Origin of the sequence: Rathayibacter sp. PhB179 (assembly GCF_004345345.1) — a bacterium.
Taxonomy (GTDB): Bacteria; Actinomycetota; Actinomycetes; order Actinomycetales; family Microbacteriaceae; genus Rathayibacter; species Rathayibacter festucae.
This window is the reverse complement of sequence record NZ_SLVD01000008.1, coordinates 205,751-221,427: the sequence shown is the minus strand read 5'-3', so window position 1 is coordinate 221,427 and position 15,677 is coordinate 205,751. Positions and strand designations below refer to the sequence as shown.

The following is a 15,677-nucleotide window of genomic DNA, read 5'->3' as shown; positions in this document are numbered from 1 at the left end:
GAGGCGGTCGTCGCCCGGCGGCCCGGGAGGGAGTCGCGTGTATCTCGAGGACGACCGCAGCGGGGGAGTCCGCCTCGTCACGAGCCCGACCGACCTCTCCTCCTGGTCGGCCTGCGAGTGGGCGGTGCTCCGCCGGCTCGACGCGACCCTCGGCCGGGCGCCCCGCGTCGTCGTCGAGGAGGACGCGATGCTGCAGCGCACCGCCGTGCTCGGCGACGAGCACGAGGTCGCCTTCCTCGCCGAGCTGAAGCGCACGCACGAGGTCCTCGAGTTCGCCCGCCCCGAGCGCGCCGACTACGCGAGGGCCGCGGACGAGGCGGTCGAGGCGATGCGCGCGGGTGTCGACGTGCTCTACCAGGCCACCTTCTACGACGGCACATTCATCGGCTTCTCCGACTTCCTGCTCCGCACCGAGGACGGCGCCTACGAGGTCTACGACACCAAGCTCGCCCGGCACGCGAAGATCCCGGCGCTGCTGCAGCTCGCCGCGTACGCGGAGCAGATGGCGGCGCGGGGGATCCGCGTCGGCGGGAAGGTCCACCTCGTCCTCGGCGACGGCACGACCACCAGCCACGACCTCGCGATGATCGCCCCCGTGCAGCGGGTCCAGCGGGCGCGCCTGCGCGCGGTTCTGGAGGAGCACCTCGCCGCGACCGAGCCGGTGGCGTGGGGCGATCCGCGCTTCACCGCCTGCGGCCGCTGCGGCCTCTGCGCCCCCGAGGTGCAGGCCCACCGGGACCCGATCCTGGTCGCCGGCATGCGCCTCGACCAGCGCGCGAAGCTCGCCGCCGCCGGCATCACCACCCTCGACGCGCTCGCGGTCAGCGCGGGGCCGGTCCCCGGGATGAGCGCCGGCGCCGCCGAGACGCTGCGCGCCCAGGCCCGCCTGCAGCTCGCCACCGAGGCCTCGGCCGACCACGTCCCCGTCGTCGAGGTCGTCGACGCCTCCGTGCTGACCGCCCTGCCCGCGCCCGACCCGGGCGACCTCTTCTTCGACTTCGAGGGCGACCCGCTGCACGCGGAGGACGGCCAGTGGGGCCTCGACTACCTCTTCGGCATGGTCGACCAGGACGAGGTCTTCACCGCGTTCTGGGCGCACGACCTCGCGGCCGAGCGCCGCGCCCTCGTCGACTTCCTCGCCCTCCTCCGCGAGCGGCGAGCGCGCTTCCCGCGGATGCACGTCTACCACTACGCGTCCTACGAGCGCAGCCACCTGCTCTCGCTCGCGCAGCGGCACGGCACGGGGGAGGAGGAGATCGACGCGCTCCTGCGCGACGGCGTCCTCGTCGACCTCTACCCGGTCGTCCGCCGGGCGCTGCGCGTCGGCTCGCGCAGCTACTCGATCAAGAAGCTCGAGCCGCTCTACATGGGCGAGGAGGCGCGCGACACCCAGGGAGTGACCAACGCGGCCGACAGCATCACCGAGTACGTCGAGGCGCGGGCGCTGCTGCAGTCGGCCGATCGGGACGCCGCGTCGGCGGAGAGGGACCCGGCGAGGGCCGAGCTCGACCGCCGCGAGGGCGAGCGCCGCCTCGCCGAGATCGGCGAGTACAACGCCTACGACTGCCGCTCCACTCTGCGCCTGCGCGACTGGCTGCGCTCGCTCGTCCCCGCGCGCGAGGAGGAGCCGCTCCCGCTCGTCGACGTCGACCTGCCCGTCCCGCGCGAGCCGGACCCGGTCGCCGTCGCGCTCCTCGCCCAGGTGGAGGGGATCGAGCCCCGCGAGCGCACCCCCGACCAGACCGCCCTCGCCCTCGCCGGCGCGGCGATCGACTACCACCGCCGCGAGGCGAAGACCTTCTGGCAGGAGCACTTCGACCGGCTGCGCCAGCCGCTCGACGACTGGGCCGACGCCCGCGACGTGGTCGTCGTCGAGCGGGTCGAGGTCGTCCGCGACTGGTCGACGCCGGCGCGGGCGCGCACCCTCTCCCGCGAGCTGCGGATCCTCGGCCGCCTCGCCCCGGGCAGCCGGCTCGGCATCAGCGCCAAGCCGTTCCTCGTCTACGACTCCCCGGCGCCACCCGGGGCGCCCTCGCCCGGACCGGGGATGCGCGGCGCCTCCGACCGCGCCGAGATCCTCGCCGCGTCCGACGACGGCGAGCGGGTCGTGCTGCTGCTCAAGGAGGGCCTGCGCGCGGGGGAGGACTCGCACGACGACGTCCCGATCGCCCTCGCGCCCGCACCGCCGCCCCGGGCCGCCCCGCAGCCCGAGGCGATCGCGGAGTGGGGCGGCCAGGTGCTCGACGCCCTGCCCGCACTCCTGGCAGACCCCGCCCTCGACGTGCTCCGGCGCGTGCCCCCGGCCGTCGTCGCGCCGGTCGAGGGCGACGACGTCATCGCCGCCGTCGTCGAGACCCTGCTCGGCCTCGAGCGCGCGACGCTCGCCGTCCAGGGCCCGCCCGGCACCGGCAAGACCTATGTCGGCTCGCACGTCATCGCCCGGCTCGTCACCGAGCACGGCTGGCGAGTCGGCGTCGTCGGGCAGTCCCACTCCGTCGTCGAGAACGTCCTGACCGCGGTCGTCGCGAAGGGCGTCGACCGCGCCCGGGTCGCGAAGGTGCCCAAGGCCGGCAGCTCCGCGGAGGCCCTCGCCGCCGTCGCCTGGACGCCGGTGAAGAACGGCGCCGCCCTCGCCGCGCTCGCCGGGGGCGGCGGCTGCGTCGTCGGCGGCACCGCCTGGACCTTCGCCAACGCGGGCAGCGTCCCGCGCCGCTCGCTCGACCTGCTGGTGATCGACGAGGCCGGCCAGTTCTCGCTCGCGCCGACCATCGCCTCCGCGATCGCCGCGGAGCGCGTGCTCCTCCTCGGCGACCCGCAGCAGCTCCCGCAGGTCAGCCAGGGCTCGCACCCCGAGCCGGTCGACGAGTCGGCGCTCGGCTGGCTCGCCGACGGCCACGACGTCCTGCCGCCCGCCTACGGCTACTTCCTCGCGCAGACCTACCGGATGCACCCCGCGCTCGCCGCCGCCGTCTCCGAGCTCTCCTACGAGGGCGCCCTCTCCTCCCGCGCCCCGGAGGTGCGCCGGCTCGACGGCGTCAGGCCCGGACTGCACGCGGTCCCGGTCGTGCACGCCGGCGACACCACCTCCTCCCCGGACGAGGCGCGCCGAGTCGTCGAGATCGCCCTCTCGATGGTCGGCCGCGCCTGGACCGACGAGCACGGCGAGCGCTCGCTCACCGCCGCGGACGTCATCGTCGTCGCCCCGTACAACGCGCAGGGCGCGCTCCTCCGCGACGCCCTCGACGCGGCCGGGCTCGAGGAGACGCTGGTCGGCACGGTCGACCTCTTCCAGGGCCGGGAGGCGGTCGTCGCGATCGTCTCGCTCGCCGCCTCCTCCGGCGCCGATGTCCCGCGCGGGCTCGAGTTCCTGCTGCTGCCCAACCGGCTGAACGTCGCGATCTCGCGGGCGAAGTGGGCCGCGTTCCTCGTGCACTCCCCGGCCCTGGCGGCGTCGCCGCCCACCTCGATGGCGGCGCTCGAGCGGCTCTCGCGCTTCATCCGCCTCCTCGAGATCGCGGAGGAGACGGCGCAGGAGTGACGGATTCCGTCGTGCAGATCCGCCCCGCCTCCCGATTCCCGCGGTCCCGACCTTGAACCACGAGCGATTCCGTCGCTACGGTGGCTGCATGAGAATCCTCCTGGTCGGCGCCGGCGGCGTCGGCGACGCCTTCGCGAAGATCGCCGCCCGCCGCTCCTTCTTCGAGCAGATCATCGTCTGCGACTACGAGCTCGCCCGGGCCGAGCGCACCGTCGCCTGGATCCTCGAGCGGCACGGCGCCGACGGCGTCGAGAACCGCTTCGTCGCCGCGCGCATCGACGCCTCCGACGCCGAGAACGTCGAGACCGTCGCCCGCGCGCACGGCGCCACCCACGTGATGAACGCGGTGGAGCCGTCCTTCGTGCCGACGATCTTCGCGGGCGCCCTCGCCGCCGGCGCCGACTACGTCGACATGGCGATGAGCCTCTCCCGGCCGCACCCCGAGGAGCCGCACGCGAAGACCGGGCTGAAGCTCGGCGACGAGCAGTTCGCCGCCGCGCCCACGTGGGAATCCGCCGGCCGCCTCGCCCTGGTCGGCATGGGCGTCGAGCCCGGGCTCTCCGACGTCTTCGCCCGCTACGCCGCCGACCACCTCTTCGACGAGATCGACGAGCTGGGCGTCCGCGACGGCGCGAACCTCGTCGTCCGCGACGACTCCGGCGCCGAGATCTTCGCGCCCTCCTTCTCGATCTGGACGACCATCGAGGAGTGCCTGAACCCGCCGGTGATCTACGAGAAGGACCGCGGCTGGTTCACGACGCCGCCGTTCTCCGAACCGGAGGTGTTCGAGTTCCCCGAGGGGATCGGCCCCGTCGAGTGCGTCAACGTCGAGCACGAGGAGGTGCTGCTGATGCCGCGCTGGCTCGATGCGAAGCGGGTCACCTTCAAGTACGGCCTCGGCGCCGAGTTCATCGGCGTCCTCCGCACGCTCAACCTGCTCGGACTCGACCGCACGGAGCCGGTCCGGGTCCGCTCCGCCGACGGGCCGGTGCTGGTCTCGCCGCGCGACGTGGTCGCCGCGGGCCTGCCCGACCCGGCGAGCATCGGCCCGCGGATGACCGGCAAGACCTGCGCGGGCCTCTGGGTCTCCGGCGCCAAGGACGGCGAGCACCGCGAGGTGTACCTGTATCACGTCAGCGACAACGAGTGGACGATGGCGGAGTACGGCACCCAGTGCGTCGTCTGGCAGACCGCGCTCAACCCGGTGATCGCCCTCGAGCTGCTCGCGACAGGTGCCTGGTCCGGCGCCGGGGTGCTCGGGCCGGAGGCGTTCGACGCCGAGCCGTTCCTCGAGCTGATGGCCCGCCCGCTCGACGAGGGCGGCTACGGCCAGCCGTGGCACGTCCGCGAGGACTGAGCGGGAGCGCGGTCGGCGGGGTCGGCCGTGACGCCGGTCGATGCGGAGTGCGCGCGGATCGGGCCGGGGCGAGCCGGGCTCGGCCGGCGTCGCGACCCTAGGCTGACCCCATGAGCAACGACGACGGGCTCGCCTCGGCGAGGGACGACGCACGCACGGCCCTCGAGGCCGCCCGACGACTGCAGGCCGAGGCCGCCGAGGCGCTGGCCCGCGCGGAGGCTGCCGCCGCGGCCCTCGAGGCGGTCGCCGGTCCGGAGGAGGCGGCCGCGGTCGTCGACGACGTGCGGCTGGTCGACGGCGGTCCGGGGGAGGGGCCCGCGCCCGTCGCAGCGCCCGCACCGGTCCCGGCGCCGACCGCAGTGCCCGCACCGGTCCCGGCGTCCGCGCCCGCCGCGGCATCCGCACCCGCACCGTCCGCCGCCCCCACGCCCGGACCGCTCGCCGAGTCCGCCGTCGACGCCGTCCGCGCCGGCTACGCCTTCACCGGCCCCGCCCTCGAGATCGGCGCCCTCGTCAACGGCGACGCCCGCGCCGACGTCCCCGTCCGCATCCCGCTCGGGATGCTCAACCGCCACGGCCTCGTCGTCGGCGCGACCGGCACCGGCAAGACCAAGACGCTCCAGGTCCTCGCCGAGCAGCTCTCCGCGCACGGCGTCCCCGTCTTCGCCGCCGACATCAAGGGCGACCTGTCCGGACTCGCGACCGCCGGCACCCCCGACGAGAAGCTGCTCGCCCGCACCCGCACCATCGGCCAGGACTGGACCCCCGAGGCCGCTCCCGCCGAGTACTTCGCACTCGGCGGCGTCGGCACCGGCGTCCCCGTTCGCGCGACCGTCACCGGCTTCGGCGCCCTGCTGCTGGCGAAGGTCCTCGGCCTCAACCACACCCAGGAGTCGAGCCTCGGCCTGGTCTTCCACTACGCCGAGAGCGCCGGGCTGCCGCTCGTCGACCTCTCCGACCTGCGCGCCGTGCTCACCTACCTCGTCGGCGACGAGGGCAAGGCCGAGCTGGCCGAGCTCGGTGGGCTGTCCAAGGCCACCGCCGGCGTCATCCTGCGCGAGCTGATCGCCTTCGCCGACCAGGGCGCCGACGTCTTCTTCGGCGAGCCCGAGATCGACACCGCTGAGTTCCTCCGCCTCGCGCCCGACGGCCGCGGCGTCGTCAGCCTGCTCGAGGTCCCCGGAGTCGCGGACAAGCCCGCGCTGTTCTCCACGTTCCTGATGTGGCTGCTCGCCGACCTCTTCAACGACCTGCCCGAGGTCGGCGACCTCGACCGGCCCAAGCTGGTCTTCTTCTTCGACGAGGCGCACCTGCTCTTCCGCGACGCCTCGAAGGACTTCCTCGCGGCCATCACGCAGACCGTGCGGCTGATCCGCTCGAAGGGCGTCGGCATCGTCTTCGTGACGCAGACCCCGAAGGACGTGCCGAGCGACGTCCTCGCCCAGCTCGGCTCGCGGATCCAGCACCAGCTGCGCGCGCACACCCCCGACGACGCGAAGGCCCTGCGCGCCACGGTCTCGACCTACCCCGAGAGCGACTACGACCTCGGCGAGGTGCTGCAGGCGCTCCCCATCGGCGAGGCGATCGTCACGGTGATGAACGAGCGCGGCGCCCCGACCCCGGTCGCCTGGACCCGGCTCCGGGCACCGCGCGGCTCGATGGCGCCGACCCCCGAGGCCGAGCGGGAGGCGAGCGTCCAGCGCTCCCCGCTGCTCGCCCGCTACGGCACCCCGCTCGACCGCGACTCCGCCCGCGAGATCCTCACCCGCCGCCTCGACGCGGCCGCCGACGCCGAGGAGGCCCGCGCCGCCGCCGAGGAGCAGGCCGAGGAGGACGCCCGCCGCGCGAAGGAGCAGGCCGCCGAGGCCGCCCGCAGCGCCAAGGAGCAGGCCGCCGACGACGCCCGCCGCGCCAAGGAGGACGCCCGCGCCGCCGCTCAGCGGGCCAAGGACCGCGCCGCCGCCGAGCGCCGCGCCGACCAGGCGGCCGAGCGCTCCCGCCGCCGCACCGCGCCCACCACCCGCTCCCGCTCCACCCGCCGCGACAAGACCGTCGTCGAGGAGGTCCTCGGGTCCTCGGTGGGGAAGACCTTGTTGCGCGAGGTCGTCCGAGGCATCTTCGGCACGGCCCGCCGCGGCCGCTGACGGGGCGATCTGCGGCGTTGTCGTCGGGCGCGATACCGCCGGTATCGCTTCCTCCTCCGCCTTGCAGCTCACCCCGTCAGCGCCCGCGGCCCGCTCGGGCTGCGCCGCGCGCTGCCCGAGCTGATCGAGTAGCCCAGGCAATGTTCCACACAGTGGAATTCCATGCTGATCGAGTAGCCCGCGCCGCGGGCGTATCGAGATCCACGTCACCGGCACTCCCCGCGCACGTCCGCTAACGCCGCCGTGTTAGCGTCGATACTCGTGACCGAGAGCCCGACGACCCGCGACCGCATCCTCAGCGCGACGGCGGCGCTGCTCGCGGAGGGCGGCCGCGACGCCGTCTCGACCCGAGCGATCAGCTCGGCGGCCGGCGTCCAGGCGCCCACCATCTACCGCACCTTCGGCGACCTCCGCGGCCTGCTCGACTCCGTCGCCGCCGCGGGCTTCGCCTCCGCCCAGGCCGAGTTCGACGCCGTCGACGCACCTGTCGACCCCGTCGACGCCCTCCGCGCCGCCTGGGACCACCACATCGCCTTCGGCCTCGCCGAGCCGCACCTCTACGCCCTGATGTTCACCGGGCGCCCGGGGGAGGAGTCGGAGGCGGCCCGCCTCGCTCGCGGCGTCCTCGCCGCCCACGTCCGCGCCGTCGCCGAGGCCGGCCGCCTGACCGTCGAGGTCGAGCACGCCGCCCGCCTCCTGCAGTCCGCCGCCCTCGGCTGCACCCTCACCCTCGCGTCCGCGCCGGACGACGAGCTCTCCGCCCGCTCCCGCGAGGCCGTCCTCGCCGCGATCACCACGGCGGAGGCGGGCCCGACCGACCCTGCCGCCCGCGCCTTCGCCGCCCACGCGGTCGCCCTGCGCACCGCGCTGCCGGGCGTCGACGGCCTGACCGCCGCCGAGTCCGCCCTCCTCGACGAGTGGCTCCTGCGCCTCACCCGCTGACGAGCGCACTGACTCGCCCGAGAAGGCGCGTTCTCCACTCCGGGAACGAGCCTTCTCGGGCGACTCGAAAGCCTTCTCGGGCGACTCGGCGGGGGAGGCGCCATGCGCCGGGAAACACCACGCGCCGGGAAACAGAGAACGGCGCCGCAGCTGGCGAGAGCGTGCGGCGCCGTTCGGCGGAGGATGGGGGATTCGAACCCCCGAGGGCTTGCACCCAACACGCTTTCCAAGCGTGCGCCATAGGCCACTAGGCGAATCCTCCTGGCGCGACCGTGGCCGCGACTCATCAATACTAGCCGGTGCCGGCGCCCTCCGCTGACCACGGCCCCGCGACGGCCGTGCCTGCACGCCGCCGACGTCGGTTAGACTGTCTCCCGGCTCCCCGCGTGGCGCCATCCAGGCCAACTCCCCCAGGGCGGAAACGCAGCAAGGGTAACCGGGCTCTGGCGGGTGCGCGGGGGGTCTTTCCTTTTAACGGGTCGCGCACCCGGCCCACCTCTCCTCCACACACCGCCGCTCCTGCACGCTCTCCCATCCCGGGCACCCGCCCAGCCTCCGGAGGGCGCCCGTCGCTAGGCTTGCGCCGATGGTTCAGAGCATCTACATCTCGTCCGCCGAAGGTCATTCGGGCAAGTCCACGGTCGCCCTCGGCGTCCTCGACCTGCTCAGCAGTCAGGTGCAGCGGGTCGGCGTCTTCCGCCCGATCGCCCGCTCCACCTCCGAGCGCGACTACGTGCTCGAGATGCTGCTCGGGCACTCCGACTCGGGTCTCGCCTACGACGACTGCATCGGCGTCACCTACGAGGACGTGCACGCCGACGGCGAGGCCGCCCTCTCCCGCATCGTCGAGCGCTACAAGGCCGTCGAGGCGCAGTGCGACACCGTCGTGATCCTCGGCTCCGACTACACCGACGTCGGCAGCCCGACGGAGCTCGGCTACAACGCGCGCATCGCCGCGAACCTCGGCGCTCCCGTCCTCCTCGTCCTCACCGGCCGCGATCCGTCCCGGAGCGAGCAGCTCGGCCAGGCCCCCGCCCGCACGCCCGACGAGATGCGGCAGATCACCGAGCTCGCGGCGGTCGAGCTGCGCACCGCGCACGCGAGCCTCATCGGCGTCGTCGCCAACCGCGCCGACCCGGGTACCTCGGAGCAGGCCGTCGCCGCGATCCGCGAGGCCCTGCCCTCCGGCGCCCCGGTCTGGGCGATCCACGAGGACCCGTCCCTCGTCGCCCCGAGTGTCTCGCGCATCATCGACGCCGTCGACGGCGTCTTCGTCGCGGGCGATCCGGAGCTGCTCGGCCGCGAGGCGCTCGGCGTCGTCGTCGCCGGCATGTCGATGGTCAACGTGCTGCCGCGGTTGATGGAGGGCGGCGTCGTCATCGTCCCCGGCGACCGCCCCGAGGTCGTGCTCGCCGTGATCATGGCGCACGCCTCCGGCAACTTCCCGACGGTCTCCGCGATCATCCTCAACGGCGGCTTCGAGCTGCAGGAGCCGATCGTCCGCCTGATCGAGGGCGTCGACAACCGCCTGCCGATCGTGATGACCGAGCTCGGCACCTACGACACCGCCGTGCGGGTCACCGCCGCACGCGGTCGCCTCGCCGCCGACTCGCCGCGCAAGCGCGACACCTCCCTCGCCCTGTTCGCCGAGGCGATCGACCCCGTCGAGCTGCTCACCCTCCTCGACGTCGGCCGCTCCGAGGTCGTCACGCCGCTGATGTTCGAGTACGGCCTGATCGAGCGCGCCCGCATCGCCGACCGGCACATCGTGCTGCCCGAGGGCGGCGACGACCGCATCCTCCGCGCCGCCGCGACCGTGCTCAAGCGCGGCATCGCCCGCCTGACGATCCTCGGCGAGGAGGTCGAGGTGCGCTCCCGCGCCGCGAGCCTCGGCCTGGACATCGACGGCGCCCGTGTCCTCAGCGTCCTCGACCCGGAGCACCGCAACCGCTTCGCCGAGGAGTACGCCCGCATCCGCGCGCACAAGGGCATCACCTTCGACCACGCCTACGACACCGTCACCGACGTCTCCTACTTCGGCACGATGATGGTGCAGCTCGGCCTCGCCGACGGCATGGTCTCGGGTGCCGCGCACACCACCGCGCACACCATCCGACCCGGCTTCGAGATCATCAAGACCAGCCCCGGCGTCTCCGTCGTCTCGAGCGTGTTCCTGATGGCGCTGGCCGACCGCGTCCTCGTCTACGGCGACTGCGCCGTGAACCCCGACCCGACCGAGGCGCAGCTGGCCGACATCGCGATCTCCTCCGCCGAGACGGCGCAGCAGTTCGGCATCGACCCGCGGATCGCGATGCTCTCCTACTCCACCGGCGAGAGCGGAGCGGGCGCCGACGTCGAGAAGGTCCGCGCGGCCACCGCGCTCGTCCGCGAGCGCCGCCCCGACCTGCTCGTCGAGGGCCCGATCCAGTACGACGCCGCCGCGGACGCGGCCGTCGCCGCCTCGAAGATGCCCGGCTCGCAGGTCGCCGGTCGCGCGACGGTGTTCATCTTCCCCGACCTCAACACGGGCAACAACACCTACAAGGCCGTGCAGCGCTCGGCCGGCGCCGTCGCGATCGGGCCGGTCCTGCAGGGCCTGCGGAAGCCGGTCAACGACCTCTCCCGCGGCGCCCTCGTGCAGGACATCGTCAACACCGTCGCGATCACCGCGATCCAGGCGGCGACCCAGGCCATCGTCCCGCCGACCTCCGCCATCCCCGTCGTGCGCTGAGGGCCACCCGCCCGAGCGCCCCGTCCGACCCCGAACCCCCAGGAGTCCCACCGTGTCCGTCGTCCTCGTCGTCAACAGCGGCTCGTCGTCCTTCAAGTACCAGCTCATCGAGATGACGACGGAGGAGACGCTCGCGAGCGGCCTCGTCGAGCGGATCGGCGAGGAGACCGGCCGCACGAAGCACAGCCACGACGGCGACACCGTCGAGTTCGAGACGCCGATCCCGGACCACACGGCCGGCTTCGACGCGATGATCCGCGCCTTCGCCGAGCACGGCCCGAGCCTCGACGAGTTCCCGCCGATCGCCGTCGGCCACCGCGTCGTGCACGGCGGCAAGCGCTTCTACGAGCCGACCGTCGTCACCGACCTCGTCAAGATCAACATCGAGGACCTCAGCGACCTCGCCCCGCTGCACAACCCCGCCAACCTCGAGGGCATCGAGGCCGCGCAGAAGGCCTTCCCGGACGTCCCGCACGTCGCCGTCTTCGACACCGCGTTCCACCACACCATCCCCGCGGCGGCCTCCACCTACGCGATCCCGGCCGAGCTCGCCGACAAGCACCGCATCCGCCGCTACGGCTTCCACGGCACCTCGCACAAGTTCGTCTCCGAGGCGGCCGCCGCGTTCCTCGGCCGCCGCCGCTCCGACCTCAAGACGATCGTCCTGCACCTCGGCAACGGTGCCTCCGCCTGCGCGATCGACGGCGGCGCGTCCGTCGAGACCTCGATGGGCATGACCCCGCTCGAGGGCCTCGTGATGGGCACCCGCTCCGGCGACCTCGACCCGGCCGTCGTCTTCCACCTCGCCCGCAAGGCCGGCCTCTCCACCGACGAGCTCGACGCCGTCCTCAACCGCCGCAGCGGACTCCTCGGCCTCTCCGGCCGCGGCGACATGCGCGACGTGCAGGACGCGGCCGAGTCCGGCGACGAGACCGCGATCGCCGCGCTCGAGGTCTACTACCACCGCCTCCGCCACTATGTCGGCGCCTACTACGCCCAGCTCGGCCGCGTCGACGCGATCGTCTTCACCGCCGGAGTCGGCGAGAACGTCCCCGCCGTCCGCGCCGGCGCCCTCCGCGGCCTCGAGGGCCTCGGCATCGAGCTCGACCCCGAGCGCAACACCGCCCGCGACCGCGGCCCCCGCCGCATCTCCACCGACGACTCCCGCGTCGCCGTCCTCGTCATCCCCACCAACGAGGAACTCGAGATCGCCCGGCAGTCCTTATCGGTCGTGTAGCGGCGCAGCCGCTACACGACTCGCGGTCGGCTTGCACAGGTGGGAGCGTTCTGTGGAGCGGGTCGCGTCGGGCTGCCCTGAATCGCTGGCACGCGATTCCGGGTCGCGGCCCTCTGCCCTGCCCGTGCAAGCCCGGTGCGGCCGACGTCCTCGGTGGTCGCGTGAGCAGCGGTGGGGCCGCGCTGCCGCGCGAGCTGCTTCCGGCGACGGCGCCGGTGAACGTGCGAGCAGCGGAAGGGCCGCGCTGACGCGCGAGCTGCTGCCTTCCACGTCGCCGATGAACGTGCAAGCAGTGGGAGGGCCGCGCTCGCGCGCGGGCTGCTGCCATCCGCGGTCGCCGTCCTGTGCATGCTGGTCGAGTAGCCGCGGGACGCGGCGTATCGAGACCCACCCTGCCCGAGCTTGCAGACCGAGACCCGCCGGCGTCAGTCTGCGGCGAGGCGGGCGTCGCCCGCGTAGACGTTGAAGCCGGCGCCGCGGCTGAAGCCGATGAGGGTGAGACCCGCGTCGCGGGCGAGGTCGACGGCGAGCGAGGACGGGGCGCCGACGGCCGCGAGGAGGGGGATGCCCGCCATCACGGCCTTCTGGACGAGCTCGAACGAGGCGCGGCCCGACACCTGCAGCAGCGTGCCGCGCAGCGGCAGCCGGCCCTCGCGCAGGCCCCAGCCGACGACCTTGTCGACCGCGTTGTGCCGCCCCACGTCCTCCCGCAGCGCCAGAAGCGAGCCGTCCGAGTCGAAGAGGCCGGCCGCGTGCAGGCCGCCGGTCCGCTCGAACACCGCCTGCGCCTCCCGCAGCCGGTCCGGCAGCGACACGAGCAGCTCGGTCGACACCCGCAGCGGATCCTCCGCCACGCTCCACGCGGACTCCGTCGCGACGGCCTCCAGCGACGCCAGCCCGCAGACCCCGCACGAGCTCGACGTGTACACCGAGCGCTCGCGGTCGAGCAGGATCTCCGCGCGGCCCCCGCGCACCGTCGCGTCGATCACGTTGTAGGTGTTCTCGCTCGGCCCCGCGCCGCTCGCGCAGTAGCGCATCGCCGCGAGCTGCTCCGTCGAGGTGAGCACCCCCTCCGACACCAGGAACCCGGCGACCAGGTCGAAGTCCTCCCCGGGAGTGCGCATGGTGACGCTGAATCGCCGCCCGCCCACGCGGATCTCGAGCGGCTCCTCGACGGCCAGCACGTCCTCGCGGCGGCGGGTCGGCTCCCCGGCGCGGACGGCGATCAGGCGGGTCCGGGCGACGGCACGGCTCATGGGGTCCTCCTCGACGCGGCTGGCGCACCGCCCCGCGACCTGAGAGCCCGGACGGCCGGCGCTCATCCTCCCACCCGCTCCCCGACGTAGCATGCAGGAATGGTCGATGACGCCGAAGCCCGTGAGAACCCGATCGACGAGAGCGCCGTCACGGTCGGCGCCCCGAAGAGGCGGGCCGTCGGCATCCCCGGCGTCGCGCACGCGCTGCAGATCTCGCTCAAGCAGATGGGTCCGCTGCGCAGCGCCGAGACGCTCCTCCGGGTGAACCAGAAGACCGGCTTCGACTGCCCCGGCTGCGCCTGGCCCGAGGGCGACAAGCGGCACGTCGCGGAGTTCTGCGAGAACGGCGCGAAGGCGGTCGCCGAGGAGGCGACGCTGCGCACCGTCACGGCCGACTTCTTCGCCGGGCACTCGATGACCGAGCTCGAGGGCTGGGACGACTACCAGCTCGGCCAGCAGGGCCGCCTCACGGAGCCGATGCTCCTGGACGAGGGCGCGACGCACTACCGCCCGGTCGGCTGGGACGAGGCGCTCGACGTCGTCGCGGACGAGCTGCGCGCCTGCGCCGATCCCGACCAGGCGATCTTCTACACATCGGGCCGCACCTCCAACGAGGCCGCGTTCGTCTACCAGCTGCTGGTGCGCGGCTTCGGCACCAACAATCTGCCGGACTGCTCGAACATGTGCCACGAGTCCAGCGGGTCCGCGCTGACCGAGACGATCGGCATCGGCAAGGGCTCGGTCAGCCTCCACGACGTCGAGCGGGCGCCGCTGCTGATCGTCGCCGGCCAGAACCCGGGCACCAACCACCCGCGGATGCTCACCGCGCTCGAGCGGGCGAAGCGCGCGGGCGGCACGATCGTCGCGATCAACCCGCTGCCCGAGGCGGGCCTGCTGCGCTTCGAGAACCCGCAGACCGTGCGCGGCATGATCGGCGGCGGCACGGCGCTCGCCGACCACTTCCTCCAGGTGCGGCTGGGCGGCGACCAGGCGCTCTTCCAGGGCTTCGGCAAGGCGCTCCTCGACGCGGAGGAGGCGCGCGGCGGTGTCTTCGACCGCGCCTTCATCGCCGAGAGCACCGACGGCCTCGAGGGCTACCTCGACGAGATCCGCGGCACCGAGTGGTCCGAGATCGAGCGGGCGAGCGGGATCGACGAGGCCCGCATCCGCGAGATCGCCGAGCTGATCGCGGCGAGCGAGGGCACCATCGTCTGCTGGGCGATGGGTCTCACGCAGCACGCGCACTCCGTCGCGACCCTCAAGGACGTCGTGAACGTCCTGCTGCTGACCGGCAGCATCGGCAAGCCGGGCGCGGGCGTCTGCCCGGTGCGCGGCCACTCGAACGTGCAGGGCGACCGCACGATGGGGATCTTCGAGCGGATGCCGGACTCCTTTCACGACGCGCTCGACCGTGAGTTCTCCTTCGCCTCGCCGCGCGAGCACGGCACCGACACGGTCGCCGCGATCCGCGCCATGCGCGACGGCAAGGCGCGCGTCTTCATGGGCCTCGGCGGCAACTTCGCCCGCGCGACGCCCGACACCGGCGTCACCGAGGCCGCGATGCGCTCGCTCGCGCTCACGGTGCACGTCTCGACCAAGCTCAACCGCTCGCACGTCGTCACCGGCCGCCGCGCGCTGATCCTGCCGACTCTCGGCCGCACCGACTCCGACAAGCGCGCGACGGGGGAGCAGCGGGTCACCGTCGAGGACTCGATGAGCGCCGTGCATGCCTCGCGCGGGCGGCTCGCGCCGCCGAGTCCGGTCCTGCAGTCCGAGGTCGCCATCCTCACCGGCATCGCGGAGCGCCTGCTCGCCGACCGCCCGAACACGCCGGTCGTCGACTGGGCGGCGCTGCGGGAGGACTACCGCCTGATCCGCCGGCACATCGCCGCCGTCGTCCCCGGCTTCGAGGACTTCGAGCGCCGCGTGAACGAGCCGGGCGGCTTCGTCCTGCCCAACCCGCCGCGCGACGAGCGGCGCTTCGCCACCGCGACCGGCCTCGCCCGCTTCACCGCGAACCCGCTGCAGTACCCGAAGGTCCCGGAGGGGCGCCTGCTGCTGCAGACGCTGCGCTCGCACGACCAGTTCAACACCACGATCTACGGCAAGGACGACCGCTACCGCGGCATCCACGGCGGCCGCCGCGTCGTCTTCGTGCACGCCGACGACATCGCCGAGCAGGGCCTCGCCGACGGCGCGATGGTCGACCTGGTCTCGGAGTGGGAGGACGGCCTCGAGCGCCGGGCCCCGTCCTTCCGCGTCGTCGCGTACGACACCCCGCGCGGCTGCATCGCGGCCTACTACCCCGAGACGAACGTGCTCGTCCCGCTCGACTCCACCGCGGCGGTCAGCGGCACCCCCACCTCGAAGTCCGTCGTCGTCCGCCTGGAGCCGGCCGCCTGACCCGCCCGGTGGATCTCGCTACGCCCGCTGCGGAACATGCTGGTCGAGTAGCCGCGGAGCGGCGTATCG

General features: G+C 73.7%; 8 protein-coding genes, 1 tRNA gene and 1 other RNA gene. 8 read left to right on the top strand and 2 right to left on the bottom strand.

Annotation, left to right across the window (positions count from 1 at the left end):
* Positions 1-37: 37 nt before the first annotated feature.
* The 4 genes from EDF43_RS16675 to EDF43_RS22550 all read left to right on the top strand — a co-directional run bounded on the left by EDF43_RS16675 (position 38) and on the right by EDF43_RS22550 (position 7,981).
* A complete protein-coding gene (locus tag EDF43_RS16675; protein WP_132437655.1) occupies positions 38-3,538 on the top strand; it encodes a bifunctional RecB family nuclease/DEAD/DEAH box helicase in 3,501 nt (1,166 codons plus the stop codon).
* A gap of 88 nt (positions 3,539-3,626) precedes the next feature.
* The gene (locus EDF43_RS16670) at positions 3,627-4,895 is read left to right on the top strand and encodes a saccharopine dehydrogenase C-terminal domain-containing protein (RefSeq protein WP_132437656.1); all 1,269 of its coding nucleotides are present in this window, start codon (positions 3,627-3,629) and stop codon (positions 4,893-4,895) included.
* A gap of 110 nt (positions 4,896-5,005) precedes the next feature.
* Positions 5,006-7,039, top strand: a complete 2,034-nt coding sequence (locus tag EDF43_RS16665; RefSeq protein ID WP_132437657.1) for a helicase HerA-like domain-containing protein — start codon at positions 5,006-5,008, stop codon at positions 7,037-7,039.
* Between the two features lie 261 nt (positions 7,040-7,300).
* Complete coding sequence (locus EDF43_RS22550) at positions 7,301-7,981, top strand: TetR/AcrR family transcriptional regulator (RefSeq protein ID WP_207901813.1); 681 nt, start codon at positions 7,301-7,303, stop codon at positions 7,979-7,981.
* 177 nt (positions 7,982-8,158) lie between these two features.
* Here the strand turns inward: EDF43_RS22550 and EDF43_RS16655 are convergent.
* A tRNA-Ser gene (locus tag EDF43_RS16655) sits at positions 8,159-8,243 on the bottom strand.
* A 111-nt stretch (positions 8,244-8,354) separates the two neighbouring features.
* Between EDF43_RS16655 and ffs the strand changes: the two genes are divergently transcribed.
* The 3 genes from ffs to EDF43_RS16640 all read left to right on the top strand — a co-directional run bounded on the left by ffs (position 8,355) and on the right by EDF43_RS16640 (position 11,949).
* Positions 8,355-8,451, top strand: an RNA gene (ffs, locus tag EDF43_RS16650) — signal recognition particle sRNA small type.
* Between the two features lie 116 nt (positions 8,452-8,567).
* Positions 8,568-10,712: a phosphate acetyltransferase gene (gene pta / locus EDF43_RS16645; RefSeq protein WP_123447710.1), complete on the top strand. Its 2,145-nt coding sequence runs from the start codon at positions 8,568-8,570 to the stop codon at positions 10,710-10,712.
* Positions 10,713-10,764: 52 nt separating this feature from the next.
* Complete coding sequence (locus tag EDF43_RS16640) at positions 10,765-11,949, top strand: acetate kinase (RefSeq protein WP_132437658.1); 1,185 nt, start codon at positions 10,765-10,767, stop codon at positions 11,947-11,949.
* Between the two features lie 425 nt (positions 11,950-12,374).
* Here EDF43_RS16640 and fdhD read toward each other — a convergent pair whose 3' ends face one another.
* Complete coding sequence (gene fdhD, locus EDF43_RS16635) at positions 12,375-13,205, bottom strand: formate dehydrogenase accessory sulfurtransferase FdhD (protein WP_132437659.1); 831 nt, start codon at positions 13,203-13,205, stop codon at positions 12,375-12,377.
* Between the two features lie 99 nt (positions 13,206-13,304).
* Here fdhD and EDF43_RS16630 point away from each other — a divergent pair, with 99 nt between their 5' ends.
* The gene (locus tag EDF43_RS16630) at positions 13,305-15,608 is read left to right on the top strand and encodes an FdhF/YdeP family oxidoreductase (protein ID WP_132437660.1); all 2,304 of its coding nucleotides are present in this window, start codon (positions 13,305-13,307) and stop codon (positions 15,606-15,608) included.
* Positions 15,609-15,677: the final 69 nt, after the last annotated feature.